We start from the raw sequence: 19725 nt of genomic DNA, 5'->3' as shown, positions 1-19725 counted from the left end.
GAGACTGGTTCGAATTCGTCTGACAGCACCCTCCGCTTCATTCAACTTCGTATCTTCAGGAAATTTAAGGGTTAGTTTGATCAAGCAAAGAGAAGCTTAAGTTCACTACCTGCGACACCATAGCAAAATCCGGGTATTTGGGTATGGTATTGAATACACCCGCCTATGAATAACGCGACAGATGTTCTCGCAACTCGTGTCATACGGATGTTGTGAATAGCCAGAACAAGACGCGTTGACCAACCCACTTGAGAGGTGCCCCATGTCGTTCTCTAACCGTCCGCTATTTTCGCGTCGCCAGTTTCTGTACACGACAGCTGCGAGTGCTGCTGCAGTTACGCTTCATCCTTTCTCTGCTGCCGCGGCCAACAACCAAGCGCATCTTCGGATCATGGAAACTACAGACATTCATGTTCACGTCTTCCCCTATGATTACTATGCCGACAAGCCCCGCGACACGGTAGGACTGTCCCGTACGGCCTCGATCATCAATGAAATCCGCGCGGAAGCGACCAACTCGATTTTGGTTGATAACGGAGACTTTCTTCAAGGCAATCCGATGGGTGATTACATCGCCTATGAACGCGGTATGAAAGAAGGTGACAGCCACCCAATAATCACCGCATTCAACACAGTTGGTTATGATGCGGCCACACTGGGCAATCACGAGTTTAATTATGGGTTGAACTTTCTTGAGACCTCTTTGGCAGGTGCGGATTTCCCAGTGGTTCTGGCTAACGTAGCAAAGGAGAAAGGCGCAAGCCCGCGCGAGGACAAGACGTTCGTTCAACCCTACGCCATTCTCGACCGAGAGATTGAAGTGGGTGACGGCACAAAGCATCCGATCAAGATTGGTGTGATCGGGTTCACCCCGCCGCAGATTATGAACTGGGATCGCAAGCATCTCGAGGGCAATGTCGAAGCGCGGGATATTGTTGAGACGGCCAAAGCCTATGTGCCTGAGATGCAGGAACAGGGCTGCGACCTGATCATTGCGTTGTCGCATTCGGGAATTGGCGACGCCAACCATGAAGACGGTATGGAAAACGCTTCGGTCGTGCTGGCTGGCGTTGAAGGGATCGACGCGCTTGCCACGGGTCACAACCATTTGGTCTTTCCGTCGCCAACATTTGCGGACCGTCCCGGCATCGATGTTGAAAAAGGCACACTGATGGGCAAGCCCGCCGTCATGGGCGGCTTCTGGGGCTCGCATCTTGGTGTACTGGATCTGCTGCTGGAACGGGATGGAAATAAATGGCGTGTGGTGACAACCACATCCGAGGCGCGACCTATTTCCCAAAGGAACGAAGACCGATCCATCACCGCCTTGGTCGAAGATGATCAGCGAGTCCTCGACTCGGTTGCGACAGTTCACGACGAAACGCTGGCCTATGTGCGTCGCGCTGTTGGTAAGACCTCGGCCCCGCTGCACAGCTATTTCGCGCTGGTCGCGGATGACCCGTCTGTCCAAATCGTATCAATTGCACAGAAGTGGTATGTCGAAGAGATGTTGAAAGGCACCGAACATGAAGGCCTGCCGATCCTGTCTGCGGCAGCACCTTTCAAAGCTGGTGGCCGCGGCGGTCCGGAATACTACACCGATGTTCCCGTTGGTGACGTTGCCATCAAAAACGTTGCCGATCTGTATCTCTATCCGAATACGGTCCGCGCGGTCCGCGTGAATGGTGCGCAAGTCAGAGGCTGGCTTGAACGGTCGGCCGGAATGTTCAATCAGGTTGAAACGGGTTCAAAAGATGCAATCCTGCTGAACCCGGAATTCCCATCTTACAACTTCGACGTCATGGATGGCGTGACCTATGAAATTGACCTGTCCCAACCCTCGCGCTTCGGACCCAAAGGCGAAGAGATTAACCCGGATGCAGCGCGGGTTGTGAATCTTTCGTACAACGGCGAACCGGTTACCGAAGACATGGAGTTCATTATCGCCACCAACAATTATCGTGCGTCAGGCGGTGGATCCTTCCCCGGAGCGTTGGGTGACACAATTGTATTCGAAGCCCCAGATACGAACCGCGATGTCATCGTGCGCTACATTGTCGAGCAAGGAACGATTGATCCAAAGGCAGATGCCAACTGGTCTTTTGCTCCGCTTGCGGACACGACTGTATTGTTCGAGACCGGCCCAAAAGCACGAGACTATATGGGCGACGTCAAGGGAGTCACAATCGAGGACGCCGGAGAAGGTGCTGACGGCTTTGCAGCCTTCCGGATCAAGCTCTGACTCAATTTGGGCGCGAATATCACCCGCCATCAAATAAGGAAGGTGGCGGGCTTGCTTCAGTTGACTCGAGGCCCGTAGTGGCGATGCGAATTTCGGCGCTGTAGCTACAGTGCGGCTCGTCAGAGGAGACATTTACTTCAGACGCGAAACTCGGACACGGGTGGAGTTCTGGAATAGAAGGCAAAGCCGTCGTCGTCCCCAAGTAAGGCTAAATTGGATATGTGGTATAGAATGAACAGAACCCATGCTTAATTAGAACGCCAACTAAAGCAAACCGCAGTTCTGCTCGAAGATCCCACGCCAATCTTTATTGTTCTTGAAGGCAATTCTTCGGGTTTTTGCGTTTCAACTTCGAATGCTCGGTGACCAAGTCAGCCAACTCTGGTCGGCATGAACCGCAGTTCGTTCCAGCTTGAAGGGCATTTCCGATATCGTCCACATTGATCAACCGTTTTTCTTGAATGGCGTCGATGATGGTTTTTAGCCCGACGCCGAAACACGAACAGACGATCGGTCCGCAATCTTCAGACGCAGTAGATGACCGGCCAGACAGAATCTGATGGAATGAGACCTCAGGCAATGTTGCCAAATAATCTCGCATCAGTGTGATAGGTTGGCGCGAGACAAAGAGCGCTGCCAAAAGGCGCTGACCGTCAGACAACGCGATCCTGTGCGAGCCGCGTTTGGGATCTTCGATTGAGGTCACTACGGCATCGGGTAGTCCAAACCAATCTCGGGCTTTCTGTTCCCAATCGTCAATGTCTTGCTTCCCTGCTAACTCGATCCTGTAACCCTTGGCCGTTTTGCTCATTGCCCAGTATTCTGCCGTAGGTGAGACCGCATCGACAGACACGGCGAAGCCGTACCACGAAGCATTCATACGTCGCACCGAAACAGCCGCCGCCTTGCTCTCAGGTTGTCCAGAGACTGGATCAACTACACTTGGAACAAGCGCATCCACACGGGCTGTTGGTGCCGTTTCACCTGTCCAATGAATGGGAGCAAACACTTGACCTGGAGCGACCGTGTCTGTGATGCGAAGTCGAAAGATGCCGTTTCCGACTGCGCTGTTGAGCTCGACCAAGTCTGCGGCACCAATACCCAACCGATCAACGTCTTTCGGATTAACCTCGACATATGGTTCAGCCAAATGGGCCGAAAGACGCGGAGACAACCCAGACCGGGTCATAGTGTGCCACTGATCCCGGTTTCGTCCTGTATTCAACAGAAACGGGTATTGTTCAGAAGTCGCCGCTTTGGGTGAACGATGGGTGACGGGAACAAAACGTGCTTTGCCATCAGGATGAAAAAACTGCGCATCACCAAAAAAACGACCATTCGAATTGCGGGATGTCGTCGGCCACATTGTCGGGCTCAGCGCTTCGTAGCCCGCGTCATCAATGTCCGAAAATTCTGTAATATCCAAGTCTTTGCCAAATGCTACGGCAAGCGAGGTCATCTTAGCGTATTCTCGAAAAATCTGAGCAGGGGTCTTATAGCTAAATGCCTCGGTCCACCCCATGCGGCGACCCACCTCGGCCAAAATATCCCAATCCGCGCGTGCCTGTCCCGGAGGGGTTAAAACGGCGCGTTGTCGGCTGATCGTGCGGTCTGAATTGGTTACAGTGCCGCATTTTTCGCCCCATCCTGCCGCTGGAAGCAATACGTCTGCGAGACGCGCGGTGTCTGTCCGGGCAGTCAGGTCGCTGACAACTGTGAATGGACAACTTTCGATCGCTGACTTCACCCGGTCGGCATCCGGCATGGTGGCCGCCGGATTGGTGTGGATGATCCAAAGTGCTTTTATCTGACCGCGTTCGACAGCGCGAAACAAGTCCACCGCTTTAAGCCCTTGCTCCTCCGGCATCGTTGGTGCTTTCCAGAAGTCCCGGACGGCTGATCTGTGGGCCTCGTTTTCAATATCCAAGTGACATGCGAGCATGTTGGCCAGACCGCCAACCTCTCGACCACCCATGGCGTTTGGCTGACCGGTGACCGAGAACGGACCCATCCCTGCGCGCCCGATCCGCCCGGTGGCCAGATGGCAGTTCAGGATCGCGTTGACCTTATCTGTACCACTGGAAGACTGGTTCACGCCCTGACTGAAAATCGTAACAACCCGCTCGGTTCCAATCCACAGATCGCAAAACGCTTCGATTTCATCTGGGGTAAGCCCGGTCTCATCAGGATCATCAAGCTGGGCGAGTTCGAGGGCTTCATTGTACCCATGGCTGCGATCCAGAAAATCCGGTGCCACATGCCCCGTCTGGTGAATTCTGGTTAGCAGTCGATTAAACAGCGCCACGTCGCTGCCAGGTTGCAACGCCAGATGAAGATCTGCTTGATCGCAGCTTGCTGTTCGACGCGGATCGACAACCACAATCCTTGTACCGCGCGCCTGACGTGCGGCTATCACGCGCTGATAGAGAACGGGGTGGCACCAAGCAAGGTTTGAGCCAACCAAGACAACCAAATCAGCCTCGTCCAGATCCTCATAAGTCCCGGGCACCGTATCTGTGCCAAAGGCGCGTTTGTGTCCGGCCACTGTTGACGCCATACACAGTCGAGAATTGGTGTCGATGTTGGCCGACCCCATGAAACCCTTCATCAGCTTGTTGGCGACGTAGTAATCCTCTGTCAGCAACTGCCCCGAGACGTAAAATGCCACGCTGTCCGGTCCATGGTTCTTGATTGCAGCAGAAAACCGATCTGCGACCAGCTGCAGCGCCTTGTCCCAGTTTGTGTCCAGGCCGAAGGCGCGAGGAGCCAGCAACCGATGTTCCAGCCCGACTGTTTCGCCCAAAGCCAAGCCTTTCGAGCACAAACGCCCGAAATTCGCCGGATGATCCGGATCACCGCGAACAGTCAAGCCTCCGGCCCCATCGGGTCGCAGAAGCACACCGCAACCGACCCCGCAATAGGCGCAAGTCGAGCGAACTTCGGGCAGACCACTTCCGTCCATCAGGCGGCGCTCCGCCGGGTAACTGCGCTGTCGTCCAACAGGATACGGTCCTCTTCAAGGCGCACGGGATAGATGGTGATGCGGCCAGCATCAGCGCCCTGCGCCTCGCCCGTGTTCAGGTCAAATACCCAATTGTGCAAAGGACAGGTCACCGACTGCCCGTGCACGATACCCTCAGACAACGGACCGCCCTTGTGCGGGCAGCTGTTGGTCGCGGCAAAGACCTCCGCCTCGGCAGTACGGAAGACTGCGATGCAGCCAATATGCGTCTTGACCAGACGCGCCCCTCGCAAGGGAACCTCGTCGATATGTCCGATGTCGATCCAGCTCATTCCGCGGCCTCCAGTGTGAAATCTGCAATTGGCGCGTAGGTCCGCGCTTTTTCTTTGACGTGTTCGGCCCACGGGTCTTTGCGGTAGATGCTCTGCGACAGTTCGAACCGGGCGACCAGGGCGGCGCGGTTTTCAAGGTCTTCAACAACCTGAGCTTGGACCCAGCCCATTCCGACCTTACCCAACCATTTATACAGGCGATCCAGATATTTACCGCCTTCGCGATAGGCCTGCGTGACGGCCATCACAATCTCGATTGCTTCGTCTTCGGTGGGAACCTGGCAGAGCAATTCGGTTTCTTTGACGTCCATGCCTGCGGCCCCGCCGATGCTGATCTGATAGCCTGAGTCCACGCAGACCACGCCGATGTCCTTGCACGTCGCCTCGGCACAGTTTCGAGGGCAGCCGGATACGGCCAGCTTCAGCTTGTGCGGCGTCCACGACCCCCACAGGATTTTCTCAAGCTTGATGCCAAGCCCAGTGCTGTCCTGTGTACCAAACCGGCAATGATCGGTGCCGACGCAGGTTTTGACCGTGCGCAGACCTTTGGAATAGGCGTGGCCAGAGACCAGCCCGGCCTTGTTCAGGTCTGACCATATGGCGGGCAGATCTTCGCCTTTGACGCCCAGCAGATCGATCCGCTGACCGCCAGTAACCTTGACGGTGGGCACATCGTACTTGTCCGCCGCATTTGCAATGGCGCGCAGTTCGTCAGGCGTGGTGATCCCGCCCCACATACGCGGTACAACGCTAAATGTGCCGTCCTTCTGGATGTTGGCGTGTTTGCGTTCGTTCACAAAGCGGCTTTGCGGGTCGTCCTGATACTCCAGCGGCCAATCCGTCAGCAGGTAATAGTTGATCGCCGGACGGCAGACATGGCAGCCATTGGGCGTCGTCCAGCCAAGATCTTGCCAGACGGCAGCCTGACTTTTAAGTTCCTGGCCCTTGATCAGACGACGTACATCCTCATGCGTCAGATCGGTGCAGCCGCAGATTGGTTGCGCCGTTGGCATCTGGAAGTCGTCACCCAATGTGACCTGCAACACCTGTTCCACCAGCCCAGTACAGGTGCCGCAGGACGCACTCGCCTTGGTGCCTGCACGAACCGCGTCCAGATCGTCGGCGCCTGCGTTGATCGCCTCGACAATCTCGCCTTTGCATACGCCGTTGCAGCCGCAAATCTCCGCCTCAGGCGGCAATGCTGCAACGGCTGAGAGAGGGTCCGCGGTATCGCCCCCCTGATAGGCCGGGCCGAAGATCAGTGTCTCTCGCATCTCTTCGATGCTGGTGCCATCCTTGATCAGGCCAAAGAACCAGCTGCCATCGGCCGTGTCGCCATACATAACGGCGCCAACCAGACGATCCTCTTCGATCACAAGGCGTTTGTAGACCCCGCGCGAGGGGTCTCGGAACACGATATCCTCACGTCCTGGCCCTTCGGCGAAGTCGCCAGCGCTGAACAGATCGCAGCCGGTGACCTTCAACTTGGTCGACAGTGTTTTCTGCATGAAAGCAGCGTCTTCCTCCAGCAATGCCTGCGCTGCGACTTTCGCTTGATCGTAGAGCGGTGCGACAAGGCCAAAGACCTCTCCGTCATGTTCGACACACTCACCAACCGCAAAGACATCCGGGTCCGAGGTCACCATCTGGTCATCCACATGAATGCCACGCCCGGTGGCCAGACCAGCCTCTTGCGCCAGCGCCGTATTGGGTCGGATGCCCACCGCCATGACCAGCAGATCACAGGGCAGTTCGGTCCCGTCATCCAGCAACAAAGCGCGGACCTTGCCGTCTTCCCCAAGGATTTCTTTGGAGTTCGCCTGCAGGCAGATCTTGATGCCTTTGTCTTCCAGCGACTTCTTCAGCAAATACCCTGCGGCTTCGTCCAGCTGACGCTCCATCAGGTGGCCCATGATGTGAACGACGGTCACGTCGACCCCATGCGCGGCCATGCCCGCAGCGGCCTCAAGCCCCAGCAGGCCGCCGCCGATCACGACAACCTTGTTGTTCGGGCCCATACCCATCATCTGCTGGGTGTCTTCCAGATCGCGATAGGCAATCACTCCGTCCAGATTATGGCCGGGCAGAGGGATCATGAACGGGTTCGACCCCGTCGCGATAACCAGTTTGTCGTATGGAATGTGGCCATTTGCACCCTCGACCACCTTCATCTCGCGGTCGATTTTCTCAACCTTCTCACCAAAGCGGCAGGCAATGCCCCGCGCGGCGTACCAGGCATCGTCGTGGGTCACGATCTCTTCATAGGTTTTCTCGCCCGACAGCACCGGGCTGAGCATGATGCGGTTGTAATTCCCGCGCGGCTCGGCGTTGAACAGGGTGATGTCGAACGCATCCGGCGCGGCGTCGGTCAGGTGCTCCAGCACCCGCCCCGAGGCCATACCTGCGCCAATGACTACAAGTCTTTGCTTCATGATCTCACTCCGCTGCAATCGCCTTGGGGGCAGGTGTTTTGGGTTTGGCGCCATGTTCGTATTCTTCCAGAAAATCGAGGACTTCCTGCCTGTAGGCGTAGTAATCTGGGTGCTCTAACAGGGCTTTGCGCGTGCGTGGGCGTGGCAGGTCGACCTTGGTGATTTTGCCGATGGTCGCCTGTGGGCCGTTGGTCATCATCACCACGCGGTCGGCCAGCAGGATCGCCTCGTCCACATCATGGGTCACACAGATCGCGGTGACCTTAGTGCGGGACCAGACCTCCATCAGCACTTCCTGCAATTCCCAGCGGGTGAGGCTGTCGAGCATTCCAAAAGGTTCATCCAGCAACAGGAGTTTGGGAGACAGGGCAAAAGCGCGGGCGATGCCGACGCGCTGCTTCATCCCGTTCGACAGGTCAGAGGCGGATTTGTCCATCGCATCGGCCAGACCAACGCGTTCCAGATAGTATTCGACCACATCCTGCCGCTCGGCCATGCTGGCTTTTGGGTAGACCTTATCCACACCGATCGCGACATTCTCTTTGGCGCTGAGCCAGGGGAACAGGTTAGGCGATTGGAACACCACGGCGCGTTCTGGATCAGCCCCTTCGACGTGACGACCGTCCAGTTTGATCGCGCCTTTCGAGATGCCGTTAAGCCCGGCTGCCATGGTCAAAACGGTGGACTTGCCGCAGCCCGAATGGCCGATCAACGAGATGAACTCGCCCTTGTCGATTTTCAGGTCGAAATCTTCGACCACGGTCAGAGGGCCCTTGGGCGTAGGGTAGACCTTGTGCAATTGTGAGAAGTCGAGGAACCGGTCCTGGATCATCCCCTTCTGCGCCTCTGCTACCGCCGTGGGCACGCCATGAATTGGCGTCACGTCGGGCAGGATGCGCGAGCCTTCAACCTTGGCCTCGATCCCCACATCCATCAGGTATTTGGTGACATCAGCGCGCAGGCGCTTGAACGTCTCATCGTTGTTCATGGCACTGCGTTCGCGCGGGCGCGGGATCGACACGCGGAACTCCTGACCCAGCGTTCCATCAGGGTTCAGGGCAATTATGCGGTCGGCCAGAATGATCGCTTCGTCCACATCATTGGTGATCAGAACGCAGGTTTTCTTGTCAGCTTCCCAGATATGCTCGATCTCATCCGCCAGATTGGCGCGGGTGAGCGCGTCAAGCGCCGATAAAGGCTCATCCAGCAGCAGAACCTCAGGGTTCATCGACAAGGCGCGCGCCACGTTGACCCGCTGGCGCATCCCGCCGGACAGTTCTGCGGGGCGGCGCGTAGCAGCATGGCTAAGGCCCACCATCTGCACATAATGCGCTACCTTCTCGGCCTTTTCGGTCTTACTAAGACCGGGGAAGACCGTATCGACCGCCAACCCCACATTGCCGCTGACCGTTAGCCACGGCATCAGCGAGTAGTTCTGAAAGATCACGCCCCGTTCCGGGCCTGGCCCTTTGACCGGAGCGCCTTTGAACGTGACCTCTCCGCTGGTCGGGCTATCAAGCCCCGCCATCAGGTTGATCAGGGTGGTCTTGCCGGTGCCCGAGAAGCCGAGGATCACCAGAAACTCGCCCTCTTGCACGTCCAGATCGATGCCTTTCAGCACATCCGTGCGCGCAGTGCCCTCGCCGAAGGATTTCGAGGCGTTCTTGAAGCTAAGAATGCTCATCTCGATCACCGGTTATTCGTGAAGGTAAACAGGGATTGCAGCGCGTACATCACCCGGTCCAGCAGGAAGCCAATGATGCCGATGGTGAAGACTGCAACCATGATCTTGGCGAGCGAACTGGAGGAACCGTTCTGGAACTCATCCCAGACAAATTTGCCCAGACCGGGGTTCTGCGCCAGCATTTCCGCGGCGATTAGAACCATCCAGCCGACACCCAGTGACAGGCGCAGGCCGGTGAAAATCAGCGGCAGCGCTGAAGGCAGCACCAGCTTGGTGATCTTGGTATAAGTGTTCATTTTCAGAACTTTGGAGACGTTCACTAGGTCCTTGTCGATGGACGCCACGCCCAGTGCGGTATTGATCAGGGTCGGCCACAACGAACAAAGTGTCACGGTGATGGCCGAGATCAGAAAGGATTTCGCGAACCAGCCGTCATTGGTGACGTAAACCGCCGAGACGATCATGGTCACAATCGGCAGCCATGCCAGCGGCGAGACCGGCTTGAAGATCTGGATCAGTGGGTTCAGAGCCGCATTCGCAGTTGGGGACAGACCAGCGGCGATCCCCAAAGGTACGGCTACTACGGTCGCGATCAGGAACCCGAAGAACACGGTTTTGATCGAGGTCCAGATCTGCTGATAGTAGGACGGCGCACCGGTATAGGCGACTTGCTTGACCTCATCCGCCCGGCCCGCATCGATCAGCTTCTGGTTCCGTTTCTCTACCATAGCCTCGAACTTGGCGCGTTTGGCAGCCTTCGCTTGTGCGTCCTCGTTGAGGTTGAGCATTTCTTCCCAGACCTGAGCCGGTCCGGGTACTGCACCCAAAGAGGTCTGCACTTTCGGGGCCAGTGTCGCCCACAGAAGCAGGAAGGCACAGATCGACAACAAAGGCACGATCAGCAAACGCCAGATCTCGGTCACCTGGGCGCGAGGATTGTCTCCGGCGGCAGCCTTCAGAACAGGGGTGGCCCAGCTAAGGCCAAGCACCTGAAACCACTTGTCTGCGGCGTTGATGCGGGTGAACAGGCGGGCGCGGCGCGCCTCTCGGGCGGCGTCTGCGTTGAATTCTGGATCGACCGTTGTCATCTGATCTTGTCCTTGCGATGGCGGGGCAATATTTGGGCCACGCCCGGCAGATGCCGGGCGCGGATTTTCGGGATTAGCCTTGCACGTCCGAGCCGACGATCTTCTGATCGCCCTTCAGACCGATGGACAGGCTTTCGAGATAGGCGTTGGGGGTACGACCGTCATAGGCGATGCCGTCGATGATATCCTCGGCTGGGGTCGGCGCTTTGTAACCATCGCTCTCCCAAGGAAAGTCGGCCTCATTCGCAAGGCCTTCGTCGACAAGCAGGCGTGCGGCTTCCAGATAGATTTCGGGCTTGTAGACAGACTTTGCGACTTCGTCATACCAGCTGTCTGGTTTCGCTTCGGCGATCTGACCCCAACGGCGCATCTGGGTCAGGTACCAGACCGCGTCCGAATAGAAGGGATAGGTCGCGTTGTAGCGGAAGAACACGTTGAAATCGGGAACCTCACGCTTGTCGCCTTTCTCATACTCAAACGTTCCGGTCATCGAGTTGGCGATGACCTCATAGTCTGCGCCCACATATTCCGGGCGGCTGAGCATTTCGACCGCTTCGGGGCGGTTGGCGTTTTCGTTCTCGTCCAGCCACATCGCGGCCCGGATCAGGGCCTTGGTCACGGCCAGAGTGGTGTTGGGGTACTGTTCAGCGAACTCGGCATTGAGGCCAAAGACCTTTTCGGGGTTGTTCTTCCACAGCTCATAGTCAGTGATCACCGGTACGCCGATACCCTTGAACACAGCCTGCTGGTTCCACGGCTCACCCACGCAGTAGCCGAAGATCGTACCGGCCTCCAACGTGGCAGGCATCTGCGGCGGAGGCGTCACCGACAGGAACACATCCGCGCCGATCTGACCGGTCACATTTTCGGGGCTATAGAAACCTGGATGCAGTCCACCTGCCGCCAGCCAATAACGCAGTTCGTAGTTGTGTGTCGAAACCGGGAAGACCATGCCCATGTTAAAGGGTTTTCCCTCGGATTTGTACTTCTCGACTACCGGAGCAAGCGCCTCGGCGCTGATCGGGTGCTGCGGGCGACCATCCTCCATCTTGGGGATGTTCGGCTTCATTTCTTCCCAAACTTCGTTGGATACGGTGATGCCGTTGCCGTTCAGGTCCATCGAAAATGGCGTGATGATATGGGCTTCGGTACCGTAGCCAATGGTTGCGGCCAAAGGCTGTCCGGCCAGCATATGCGCGCCATCCAGCTGCCCGTCGATCACACCGTCCAGCAGGACTTTCCAGTTAGCCTGTGCCTCAAGCGTCACGAACAGACCCTCGTCCAGAAAATATCCGTTCTCATAGGCGACGGCCAACGGTGCCATGTCGGTCAGCTTGATAAAGCCAAAGGTCAGCTCGTCTTTTTCCAGTTCCAGTTCGGCCAGTGCCGGAGACACAAGCGCCGTTGTCGCAGCGAGGCCTAGTAAAAGCTTTTTCATTTCGATCCCTTTCGGTTCAGCCCAACCCGCTGGGCAAACAAAAAAGCCGCCGACACACACCGCCGGGAGGAGTTGGCGGTTGGTCGAGCGGCTTTGCTCTTGTGAGGTGCCCAAACAGTTGGGCGAATTCCGACGGTGGGCTTCGTTGCCTACCGATGACCCGATTAAGACATCCTTGATCTAGGCGGTCATCCAGTTTTTGGCGTCAAAACGCGATTTTTCTGCATTGCAGCGTGAATTGATGCTGCAATGCAAAAAAAATAGGCGCTCTTACCCTGTCGGCTCGAAAATACGACGGTCGAAGAAGACATTCGGCGGCAGAATCAGGCTTCCGTTTGTCGACGCTACAGCAGTCGACACTGGAAGCGCCCCCTCCAGCTTCTCCGACGCTCCGGGGGTTTCGGCACCTAACCCGAACAGTTCGCGCCGGTAGAGATCGCTGCGAAACACTCGGGCTGCCTGACGTTCGGCCGTGCTAACATCGATCCCGTTCCGTAGTGCCAGCTGATGCGCGATCCACTTGGCCTGACTGCGCCAAGGGAAGGTGGCAGCACCGTCGTAGAACTCGACAAACCCTTTTACACGGCGTTGCTCACCGCGTGCCGAGATAGTGAATTCGCCCATCAGCGCTCGGTCAATCAGCTCGGGAGAGACGTTAAGGTATGTTTTACGCGACAGCATCTCGGATGCGGTTGTTCGGCTGTCCGCGTTTGACAGCCAACGACCCGCACGCCAAACGGCCCGCATGAGTGCGCCCAGCAAATGCGGTTCGTTTTCTGCCCAGTGATTTCTGACCGCCAACACTTTTTCAGGTGCGCAGGTCCAGATCGCCTTACCGGGCAAAAGCAAGGCTCCAACATTGTCATCCACAGCGAATGAGCCCCAAGGCTCGCCCACGCAGAAGGCGTCAATCTCGCCACCCGCAAGCGCCTGCGCCATGAGAGGGGGCGGAACGGTGCGGATTTCGACCTGCTTCGAGGCGAGTCCGGTTCCCGCAACCCAATAGCGCAGCAACTCAACATGCATTGAAAACGGAAAGGGCACGCCAAACACCAAAACGTCGCCAGCGGCCTTTGCCAGCGCGGCCCCAGCGGCGGCGGCATCGGAGAAATCGAAGTCATAGCCCTGATCGGCCAGACGCTCAGCCAATTGAGATCCAACGCCAATAACGTTGCCATTCAAGGACAAGACAGACACAGCGGATAGCGGTGTGGCAATGCCACCAAGACCCAAGGCCATGGCAACTGGGACAGGTGACAGCAGATGTGCTGCGTCCACATGCCCAAAGGCCAGCATGTCGCGCAGAGAGGACCATGAAGGGGCCGGACGCAGGTCGAGCGAGATGCCTTCGGCATGGTCAAAACCCATCTCGCGCGCAACGATCAGCGGAGCCGCGTCGACCAGAGGCATGTAGGCGACGGGTAGGGCAACGGTTCTCATGACAACAACCCCGAAGCAGTGACCAGGGCTTCCGCCACATCCGCGACCCGGCGGTTCTGGTTCATCGCGGTTTTGCGCAGCAGGGCATAAGCTTCGTCCTCTGACACGCCCTTTGCTTTCATCAACAGCCCTTTGGCGCGGTCGATCACTTTTCTCTCTTCCAGCGCACGGCGGGTTTCGGCCAGTTCGGTCCGCATCTGGCGTAGTACCTGAAAGCGGGCGATGGCCGTATCGATCACAGGTTTGATGCGTTCAGCCTGCAACCCGTCGACCACATATGCTGACACCCCAGCCTCAACAGCGGCTTTCGCCAACCCGCCCGCTGCGCCCGAGACGAACATAGCAACGGGACGTTCCAATGGACCCGACGCGACGGTCAGCTCTTCCAGCATATCGCGCGAGGGATTGTCGATATCAATCAGAACAATGTCTGGGCCATGCGTAGCGATTTTGCGTGCCAGCCCGGAGACATTGCCGATCACAAAAACCTCCACGTCCCCAGACTCTTTTAAGGCGTCTACAATTGCAAAGGCACGTTCTTGATTCTGCTCTACTACAACGACAGTCAGGTGTTGTTTCATAGAAACTCAAGTGAGCCCAAGCCTCATTGATCGCAATTGCAACGTCATCAAACGCAGTCATCGGACTGCCGGTCCGCCCAATTTCTCAGCTTATATTTTGCGTGTAGCGCAATATCTGCACAGTTTTTTTGCATGCCATCAAAGAAAGCTGCCGTAGTGGCTTTCCTAGCGAATTGAGGCTTCGTTGCGTTTTGCGACAATTGCGAAATACAATATGGGCGGATGGCAGACATTCGCTGCGCTTAGTGCCAATGGCCGAAACGCGGGGCAAAGCGGAAATCGCAATGCATATCGACTGGTCTTTGCTGCCGCTTACTTGGCAAAGCCGCTGCCGCGTTGCGGCCACCAAAGCAGCCGTTCGCTGTGGATGCCAGAACCTAGTTCAAAAAAACTTGTTGCCTGCGGGACAGCTGTTACGTCACCTGTCGGTTCAAATGGCACTGAGCGGAGGGCAGAAATTTGTTCACACTGCTTTCTTCGGGAAAGCAAACCCTTGGACTACCGTTGCAAGTAACCTTGTCACTTCATCGACAGATTGGTGAAAACCTCGTTCGGTACGCAGTCAGAACAACTCAAGCTTTAAGATCATTGAAAATTGACTAAAGTCATCACTGTAAGCGGTTAGGCAACTCCTCGCTCCACTTTCGCAATTCGTCGAGAAACCCAAGTGCCGTGCGTCCAAGGTCAGTGATAGAATACTGCACGGAAACCGGCGCGGTATCCATCACGTGTCGGCTCACCAGCCCCTGATCCTCTAGCTGGCGCAACCGCTCAGCGATCATCTTCTTGCTTGCTCCACCGATCATACGCGACAGATCGTTGAAACGTACGGGACCATCTTTGAGGTGCCACAAGATCGATCCGGTCCATTTTCCACCAATGATCCGCATCCCTCTTTCGATTGCGCATGGCTCCAGACAGGTCTCTGAGACCTGTCGACGGCCCTTGGCGTCCTCTTCAATCCGCGCTCGCATCGTCATCCTTTCGCTCAGATAGCTAGGTTACTAAAAGTATACTAGTTGATTTCTCACACCTGCACTCTCAAATGCTCTCTGAACCCGGCGAAAGTCAAGGGTTCAGAGAATGCACATATAGGATACGGACATGAGTAAAATCCTCATCGTGAACGGCGCCCAGCCCTACGAGTTCGCCCCCGGACAGTTGAACGCCAGCCTCGTCGAACGCGCACGTGACACGTTGGCCGCAATGGGCCACGAAGTACGCATGACCACCGTTGCTGATGGCTATGACGCAAATTCAGAGGTCGAGGCGCACGTTTGGGCAGATACGGTCATCATGCAGTTCCCGGTAAACTGGATGGGCGTCCCATGGATCTTCAAAAAATATATGGATGAGGTCTACACAGCCGGAATGGATGGCCGCCTATGCACAGGCGACGGTCGCACCGCCGACGCACCAAAAGCCAACTACGGCATGGGTGGATCACTGAACGGAATGACATACATGCTGTCGGTGACATTCAATGCGCCGAAAGAAGCATTCGACAACCCCGCCGAGCCGTTCTTTGCCGGAGCAAGCGTCGACGATCTGCTGCGCCCGATTCATCTCAACGCCAAGTTCTTCGGTATGCAGGCCCTACCGACATTCGCTGCCTTCGATGTTATGAAGAACCCCGAAATCGAGGCCGATTTCGCTCGATTTGACGCGCATCTGAAATCCACTTTTGTCGAGGTTGAACATGTCCCAGCCTGATATTCACCTGTATACCGCAGGCACGATGAACGGCTACAAGCCGGTCATTTTTCTGGAAGAGGCAGGTATCCCCTACGAACTGACCCATATCAACTTTTCCAAACAGGAACAGAAGGCGCCGGATTACCTAGCGCTGAACCCAAACGGAAAGATCCCAACGATTGAGGACCGCTCGGAAGGCCGTGCCATCTTCGAATCCGGCGCGATCCTGTGGCATCTGGCCGAGAAATATGGAAAATTCCTGCCGTCGGACCCGGTCAAGCGGTCCGAGGTTGTGCAGTGGATGCTGTTTCAGGTCGGCCATGTGGGACCGATGATGGGACAGGCGATGTATTTCCAGCATATCGCTGCGCCAAATGGCCATGAAGAGCCGTTCTCGATCCGTCGCTACGTGGACGAAAGCCGCCGATTGATGGAGGTGATGAACACACGGCTGGACGGGCGTGAATGGATTGCAGCGGACGAATACACCATCGCTGACATGATGCTGTACCCGTGGGCGCGTGCCTATGTCTGGGCCCGGGTGGATGTGTCGGATCTTCCGCATCTGAACGCCTGGTTTGACCGTATCGATGCCCGGCCCGCCGTGCAGCGAGCGCTGACCATCCCCAAGGCTAACCCTCAGTTCTGGGACACCAGCGCAGATGCCAGCGCCTTTGCCAAGGAAAACGCGGCGCGTTTTTCCGGCGACGTGAAAGGAACCTAAGCCGTGCCAGATGCTCCCCCACTCCGTGTCGATATCGTGTCCGACGTTGTTTGTCCGTGGTGTGTGATTGGTTACTACCAGCTGGCCAAAGCCGCACGCGACACCGGCGTCGAACTTGATCTCCACTGGCAACCATTCGAACTGAACCCTGAGATGGCAGAAGGCGGCGAGAACCTGCGCGACCATCTGGCATCGAAATACGGGACCACGTTGGAAGGGTCGATCCAGGCACGAGCCCGCCTGACCGAGATGGGTGCAGCACTGGGGTTCACGTTCAATTACGCCGATGACATGCGCATGTATAACACCTTCTGCGCGCATCAATTGATTGACTGGGCCGCCGAGCAAGGCAAAGGCCACGAAATGAAGCAGGCGCTTTTTTCGGCGTTCTTTACACACCGCGAGGACATCTCGGACATAAAGGTTCTGGCCGATGCGGCCGCTGGCATCGGGCTGAACCACGCGGACGCGCAGGCAATGTTGCAAAGCCGTGACCGGACTGACCGCATACGCCAGAAAGAGCAATACTGGATCAGCCGAGGTGTTCAGGGTGTGCCCGCAATGGTGTTCGATCACCATCACCTTGTGACCGGCGCACAGGGCGAGGAAAACTACGCCCGCATCCTGCTGCATTTACGAGACAACAGGGCCGCTTAACGCCCGTGACTTCCGGACCCTTCCGGCGCAACAACTCCACGATCGAACGGGTGTTGCCCGGCGTGCCATCGCTGAATAACCATTGTTGGGGTTGCATGACGTTAGTCTCCGCGACAACCTTCCTCTTAAAGTAAAACCTCAGTCGGGGTGGCCGCAAGCCGGCCACTATAGCCTCTCAACCTGTAAGAGTTCCTAATTCATGGCACTGCATGATCACCCCATCTGGCGGAAGCCGCAACATCACCAAGACCTCGACCACGCGCACGACCATGTCCACTGGGCCGAGCTGTTTTACGACCTGATCCATGTCGTGACGATCTTTCTGCTGGGCAACTACTTGTCGCATCATCTCGATCTACATGGGTTTCTTGTGTTCGCTGGGGTCTTCATCACGCTCTGGTACGCATGGGGCGAACTCAGCATATTCAACTCAATCTACGTCAGCACCGATTTCTGGCACAGGCTGATTATGGCCGTGATGATCTGCACTGTGATGTTCATGGCAGCTGCGATCCCGGCTATTGACGGAAAGGGTTGGGTTTTCTTCGCGTTAGGATTTGCTGCGAACAGGGCCATGATCGCGGCGCTGTACTATCGCGCCCGGCGAGCCAATTCATCAGGCAAGTCGATGTCGACCGCCCAGATCCGCAATTTTTCGGTCTTTGCGGTGATCTTTGCCATCGCGGCTTTTTTGCCAACTTCGCTTGCCTATTGGGTATTCGCGGCAGCTATGGTGGCCACGCAGGCAATGTACATGATCCCGGGAGTCACTGTCCTGCGGTTTGAGCGGTTCGTTCCCCGCCTTGGCCACATGGCCGAACGGTTTGCTCTGCTGACACTGATCGTTTTGGGCGAAGGGTTCTTCAAACTGGTCGTCACCTTGTCCGAGAAAGGCATTTACAAAGTATCACCTGATGTGCTGGTCAACTTCGTCATCGGTGGCGTTTCGATGTTCGTGATGTGTTGGATCTATTTCGACTTTGTCGGCAACGCCAAACCAAAGGACAAAAAGGTGTCGACGTTGGTCATCTGGTGGCTTGCGCACCTGATCTTGATGCTTTGCGGCGTCATGGTCGGCGTGGCTCTTGCTGCCGAGGTCAAAGTCGGATTTTGGGAACCATATCCTACCGAATATGCCGCCATAGGCTGTTTCGGCCTGGCAGGATATATCGCTATGCTTTGGGTGCTTCAGAACGTTATTGAACACCGCCTCGCATCGGACTTTGGACGCTGGGATGTGCGGGTGTTTGGGATCATTCTTGCAATCGGCTGTTTCTTTGTCGTCCCACATGTCCCCTCTTTGGTAGGCAATCTGATCTGGGGGACAGCTTTGCTATCGCAAATCGTGATCCCCCTGACGCGCGCCTGGACGCAGTTTCGACATGAGTGAGGCACTTACAAGTTCAGGCTATCTAAAAAGAAAAGTCTATTGGTGGCTCGAGCGCCCGGACCGGGCGGCCACCGGTCCCTGGTTGCTTGAAATAGCTCTAATTGCCCTAATCACGCTGAACGTGGCCGCCGTTATCCTGGAAACGGTTGACTCCATATATTTCCGTTGGGGCTTGGCGCTGAACTTCTTTGAGGGTCTTTCTTTGTTTGTTTTCGTGGTCGAATACGCGGCAAGGCTGTGGGTCGCCACTGAAAACCCAAATTACAAAACGCGCGCTGCATGGGCCGTCTCCCCGATCGCCATCATCGATTTACTGGCGATTTTACCTGCGCTGCTCTACTTGATCTTCCCGGTTGATCTGCGTCTACTGCGAACCTTCCGTATGTTGCGGCTACTCAAACTCACTCGGTACTCGCCTGCACTCGGCATGCTGCTTGCTGTGTTTGAGGAAGAGGCTGGCGCATTCTTTGCGGGTTTCTTCATCCTGATGGTGATGCTGATCTTTGCGGCCAGCGGTGCTTGGCTGGCAGAGCACGAGGCGCAACCGGAGGCATTCGGCTCGATCCCAGCGGCGATGTGGTGGGCGATGGCAACGCTGACGACCGTTGGTTACGGCGACGTGACGCCCGTGACAGTTGCCGGTAAGATCTTCGGCGCTGCGATCACGGTGATTGGAATCGGTATGGCTGCGTTGCCTGCAGGGATCATTGCCAGTGGCCTGAACGACCAATTGCACCGCCGACGGGCCAGCCTGGAACGTGAATTTCGAAAGGCATTGGAAGACGGCGATATCTGCGAGGCCGATGAGAAAGAAATTGACGCAGTTCGCAAGCAATTGGGTCTCTCGCGCCGCGCTGCCGATCATATCCGAAACCGCGTGCATACCGAAACGATGTCACAGGTTGATCACTGTCCTACCTGCGGTCAGCCAACGAAGCAAAGTGACAGGCCTTGAACAGTCTCTTCCGTTCTGCACTCGTCAGCGTGACGACCCGAACAAGCTGTCTACCGTGTCTGAGATTTGCTTGGAAAAACGAGCCGTCAGTTCGCCGGTATTCGT

Annotated in this window: 15 protein-coding genes; 6 read left to right on the top strand and 9 right to left on the bottom strand. The window is 56.5% G+C overall.

The features are described from left to right. Positions 1-262 precede the first annotated feature (262 nt). A complete protein-coding gene (locus tag ACR3EH_RS03300) occupies positions 263-2242 on the top strand; it encodes a bifunctional 2',3'-cyclic-nucleotide 2'-phosphodiesterase/3'-nucleotidase (RefSeq protein WP_171182491.1) in 1980 nt (659 codons plus the stop codon). A 307-nt stretch (positions 2243-2549) separates the two neighbouring features. Here the strand turns inward: ACR3EH_RS03300 and ACR3EH_RS03295 are convergent, their stop codons facing one another. The 9 genes from ACR3EH_RS03295 to ACR3EH_RS03255 all read right to left on the bottom strand — a co-directional run bounded on the left by ACR3EH_RS03295 (position 2550) and on the right by ACR3EH_RS03255 (position 15179). Continuing rightward, positions 2550-5204, bottom strand: coding sequence for a nitrate reductase (locus ACR3EH_RS03295; RefSeq protein WP_171646737.1), 2655 nt, complete (start codon positions 5202-5204; stop codon positions 2550-2552). After that, on the bottom strand, positions 5204-5536 hold the full coding sequence (gene nirD / locus ACR3EH_RS03290; RefSeq protein ID WP_171091868.1) for a nitrite reductase small subunit NirD: 333 nt from the start codon (positions 5534-5536) through the stop codon (positions 5204-5206). The genes ACR3EH_RS03295 and nirD overlap by 1 nt, the downstream gene beginning before the upstream one ends. Beyond that, positions 5533-7968, bottom strand: a complete 2436-nt coding sequence (gene nirB / locus ACR3EH_RS03285) for a nitrite reductase large subunit NirB (RefSeq protein ID WP_171182493.1) — start codon at positions 7966-7968, stop codon at positions 5533-5535. Before nirB ends, nirD begins: the two co-directional genes overlap by 4 nt. 4 nt (positions 7969-7972) lie before the next feature. After that, the gene (locus tag ACR3EH_RS03280) at positions 7973-9652 is read right to left on the bottom strand and encodes an ABC transporter ATP-binding protein (protein ID WP_171182495.1); all 1680 of its coding nucleotides are present in this window, start codon (positions 9650-9652) and stop codon (positions 7973-7975) included. A 5-nt stretch (positions 9653-9657) separates the two neighbouring features. Beyond that, positions 9658-10740, bottom strand: coding sequence for an ABC transporter permease (locus tag ACR3EH_RS03275; protein ID WP_171182497.1), 1083 nt, complete (start codon positions 10738-10740; stop codon positions 9658-9660). A 73-nt stretch (positions 10741-10813) separates the two neighbouring features. Then, a complete protein-coding gene (locus ACR3EH_RS03270) occupies positions 10814-12178 on the bottom strand; it encodes a CmpA/NrtA family ABC transporter substrate-binding protein (RefSeq protein ID WP_171182499.1) in 1365 nt (454 codons plus the stop codon). A gap of 270 nt (positions 12179-12448) precedes the next feature. Continuing rightward, positions 12449-13618: an ABC transporter substrate-binding protein gene (locus ACR3EH_RS03265; protein ID WP_171646739.1), complete on the bottom strand. Its 1170-nt coding sequence runs from the start codon at positions 13616-13618 to the stop codon at positions 12449-12451. Continuing rightward, positions 13615-14199: an ANTAR domain-containing response regulator gene (locus ACR3EH_RS03260; protein WP_171182502.1), complete on the bottom strand. Its 585-nt coding sequence runs from the start codon at positions 14197-14199 to the stop codon at positions 13615-13617. The genes ACR3EH_RS03265 and ACR3EH_RS03260 overlap by 4 nt, the downstream gene beginning before the upstream one ends. Positions 14200-14807: 608 nt before the next feature. Continuing rightward, complete coding sequence (locus ACR3EH_RS03255) at positions 14808-15179, bottom strand: winged helix-turn-helix transcriptional regulator (RefSeq protein ID WP_253746361.1); 372 nt, start codon at positions 15177-15179, stop codon at positions 14808-14810. A 124-nt stretch (positions 15180-15303) separates the two neighbouring features. Between ACR3EH_RS03255 and ACR3EH_RS03250 the strand changes: the two genes are divergently transcribed. The 5 genes from ACR3EH_RS03250 (at position 15304) to ACR3EH_RS03230 (ending at position 19620) form a co-directional block, all read left to right on the top strand. Beyond that, positions 15304-15912: an NAD(P)H-dependent oxidoreductase gene (locus ACR3EH_RS03250; protein WP_171182504.1), complete on the top strand. Its 609-nt coding sequence runs from the start codon at positions 15304-15306 to the stop codon at positions 15910-15912. Continuing rightward, positions 15899-16618: a glutathione S-transferase family protein gene (locus ACR3EH_RS03245; RefSeq protein ID WP_171182506.1), complete on the top strand. Its 720-nt coding sequence runs from the start codon at positions 15899-15901 to the stop codon at positions 16616-16618. Before ACR3EH_RS03250 ends, ACR3EH_RS03245 begins: the two co-directional genes overlap by 14 nt. Positions 16619-16621: 3 nt before the next feature. Continuing rightward, on the top strand, positions 16622-17275 hold the full coding sequence (locus ACR3EH_RS03240; protein WP_171182508.1) for a DsbA family oxidoreductase: 654 nt from the start codon (positions 16622-16624) through the stop codon (positions 17273-17275). 199 nt (positions 17276-17474) lie between these two features. Then, the gene (locus ACR3EH_RS03235; RefSeq protein ID WP_171182510.1) at positions 17475-18665 is read left to right on the top strand and encodes a low temperature requirement protein A; all 1191 of its coding nucleotides are present in this window, start codon (positions 17475-17477) and stop codon (positions 18663-18665) included. Next, entirely contained in the window at positions 18658-19620 is a 963-nt protein-coding gene (locus ACR3EH_RS03230; protein WP_171182512.1) for an ion transporter, read from the top strand. Before ACR3EH_RS03235 ends, ACR3EH_RS03230 begins: the two co-directional genes overlap by 8 nt. The last annotated feature ends 105 nt before the right edge of the window (positions 19621-19725 follow it).

The organism is Ruegeria sp. BG7, from assembly GCF_056535685.1.
This window is presented reverse-complemented; position numbering and strand designations above follow the sequence as displayed.

Excerpts from the sequence above, each read along its gene's own strand:
- ACR3EH_RS03295 (WP_171646737.1), bottom strand. The coding sequence starts at position 5,204 with ATGGACGGAAGTGGTCTGCCCGAAGTTCGCTCGACTTGCGCCTATTGC.
- ACR3EH_RS03275 (WP_171182497.1), bottom strand. The coding sequence starts at position 10,740 with ATGACAACGGTCGATCCAGAATTCAACGCAGACGCCGCCCGAGAGGCG.
- ACR3EH_RS03235 (WP_171182510.1), top strand. The coding sequence starts at position 17,475 with ATGGCACTGCATGATCACCCCATCTGGCGGAAGCCGCAACATCACCAA.
- nirB (WP_171182493.1), bottom strand. The coding sequence starts at position 7,968 with ATGAAGCAAAGACTTGTAGTCATTGGCGCAGGTATGGCCTCGGGGCGG.
- ACR3EH_RS03265 (WP_171646739.1), bottom strand. The coding sequence starts at position 13,618 with ATGAGAACCGTTGCCCTACCCGTCGCCTACATGCCTCTGGTCGACGCG.
- ACR3EH_RS03300 (WP_171182491.1), top strand. The coding sequence starts at position 263 with ATGTCGTTCTCTAACCGTCCGCTATTTTCGCGTCGCCAGTTTCTGTAC.
- nirD (WP_171091868.1), bottom strand. The coding sequence starts at position 5,536 with ATGAGCTGGATCGACATCGGACATATCGACGAGGTTCCCTTGCGAGGG.
- ACR3EH_RS03260 (WP_171182502.1), bottom strand. The coding sequence starts at position 14,199 with ATGAAACAACACCTGACTGTCGTTGTAGTAGAGCAGAATCAAGAACGT.
- ACR3EH_RS03250 (WP_171182504.1), top strand. The coding sequence starts at position 15,304 with ATGAGTAAAATCCTCATCGTGAACGGCGCCCAGCCCTACGAGTTCGCC.
- ACR3EH_RS03280 (WP_171182495.1), bottom strand. The coding sequence starts at position 9,652 with ATGAGCATTCTTAGCTTCAAGAACGCCTCGAAATCCTTCGGCGAGGGC.
- ACR3EH_RS03230 (WP_171182512.1), top strand. The coding sequence starts at position 18,658 with ATGAGTGAGGCACTTACAAGTTCAGGCTATCTAAAAAGAAAAGTCTAT.
- ACR3EH_RS03245 (WP_171182506.1), top strand. The coding sequence starts at position 15,899 with ATGTCCCAGCCTGATATTCACCTGTATACCGCAGGCACGATGAACGGC.
- ACR3EH_RS03255 (WP_253746361.1), bottom strand. The coding sequence starts at position 15,179 with ATGACGATGCGAGCGCGGATTGAAGAGGACGCCAAGGGCCGTCGACAG.
- ACR3EH_RS03270 (WP_171182499.1), bottom strand. The coding sequence starts at position 12,178 with ATGAAAAAGCTTTTACTAGGCCTCGCTGCGACAACGGCGCTTGTGTCT.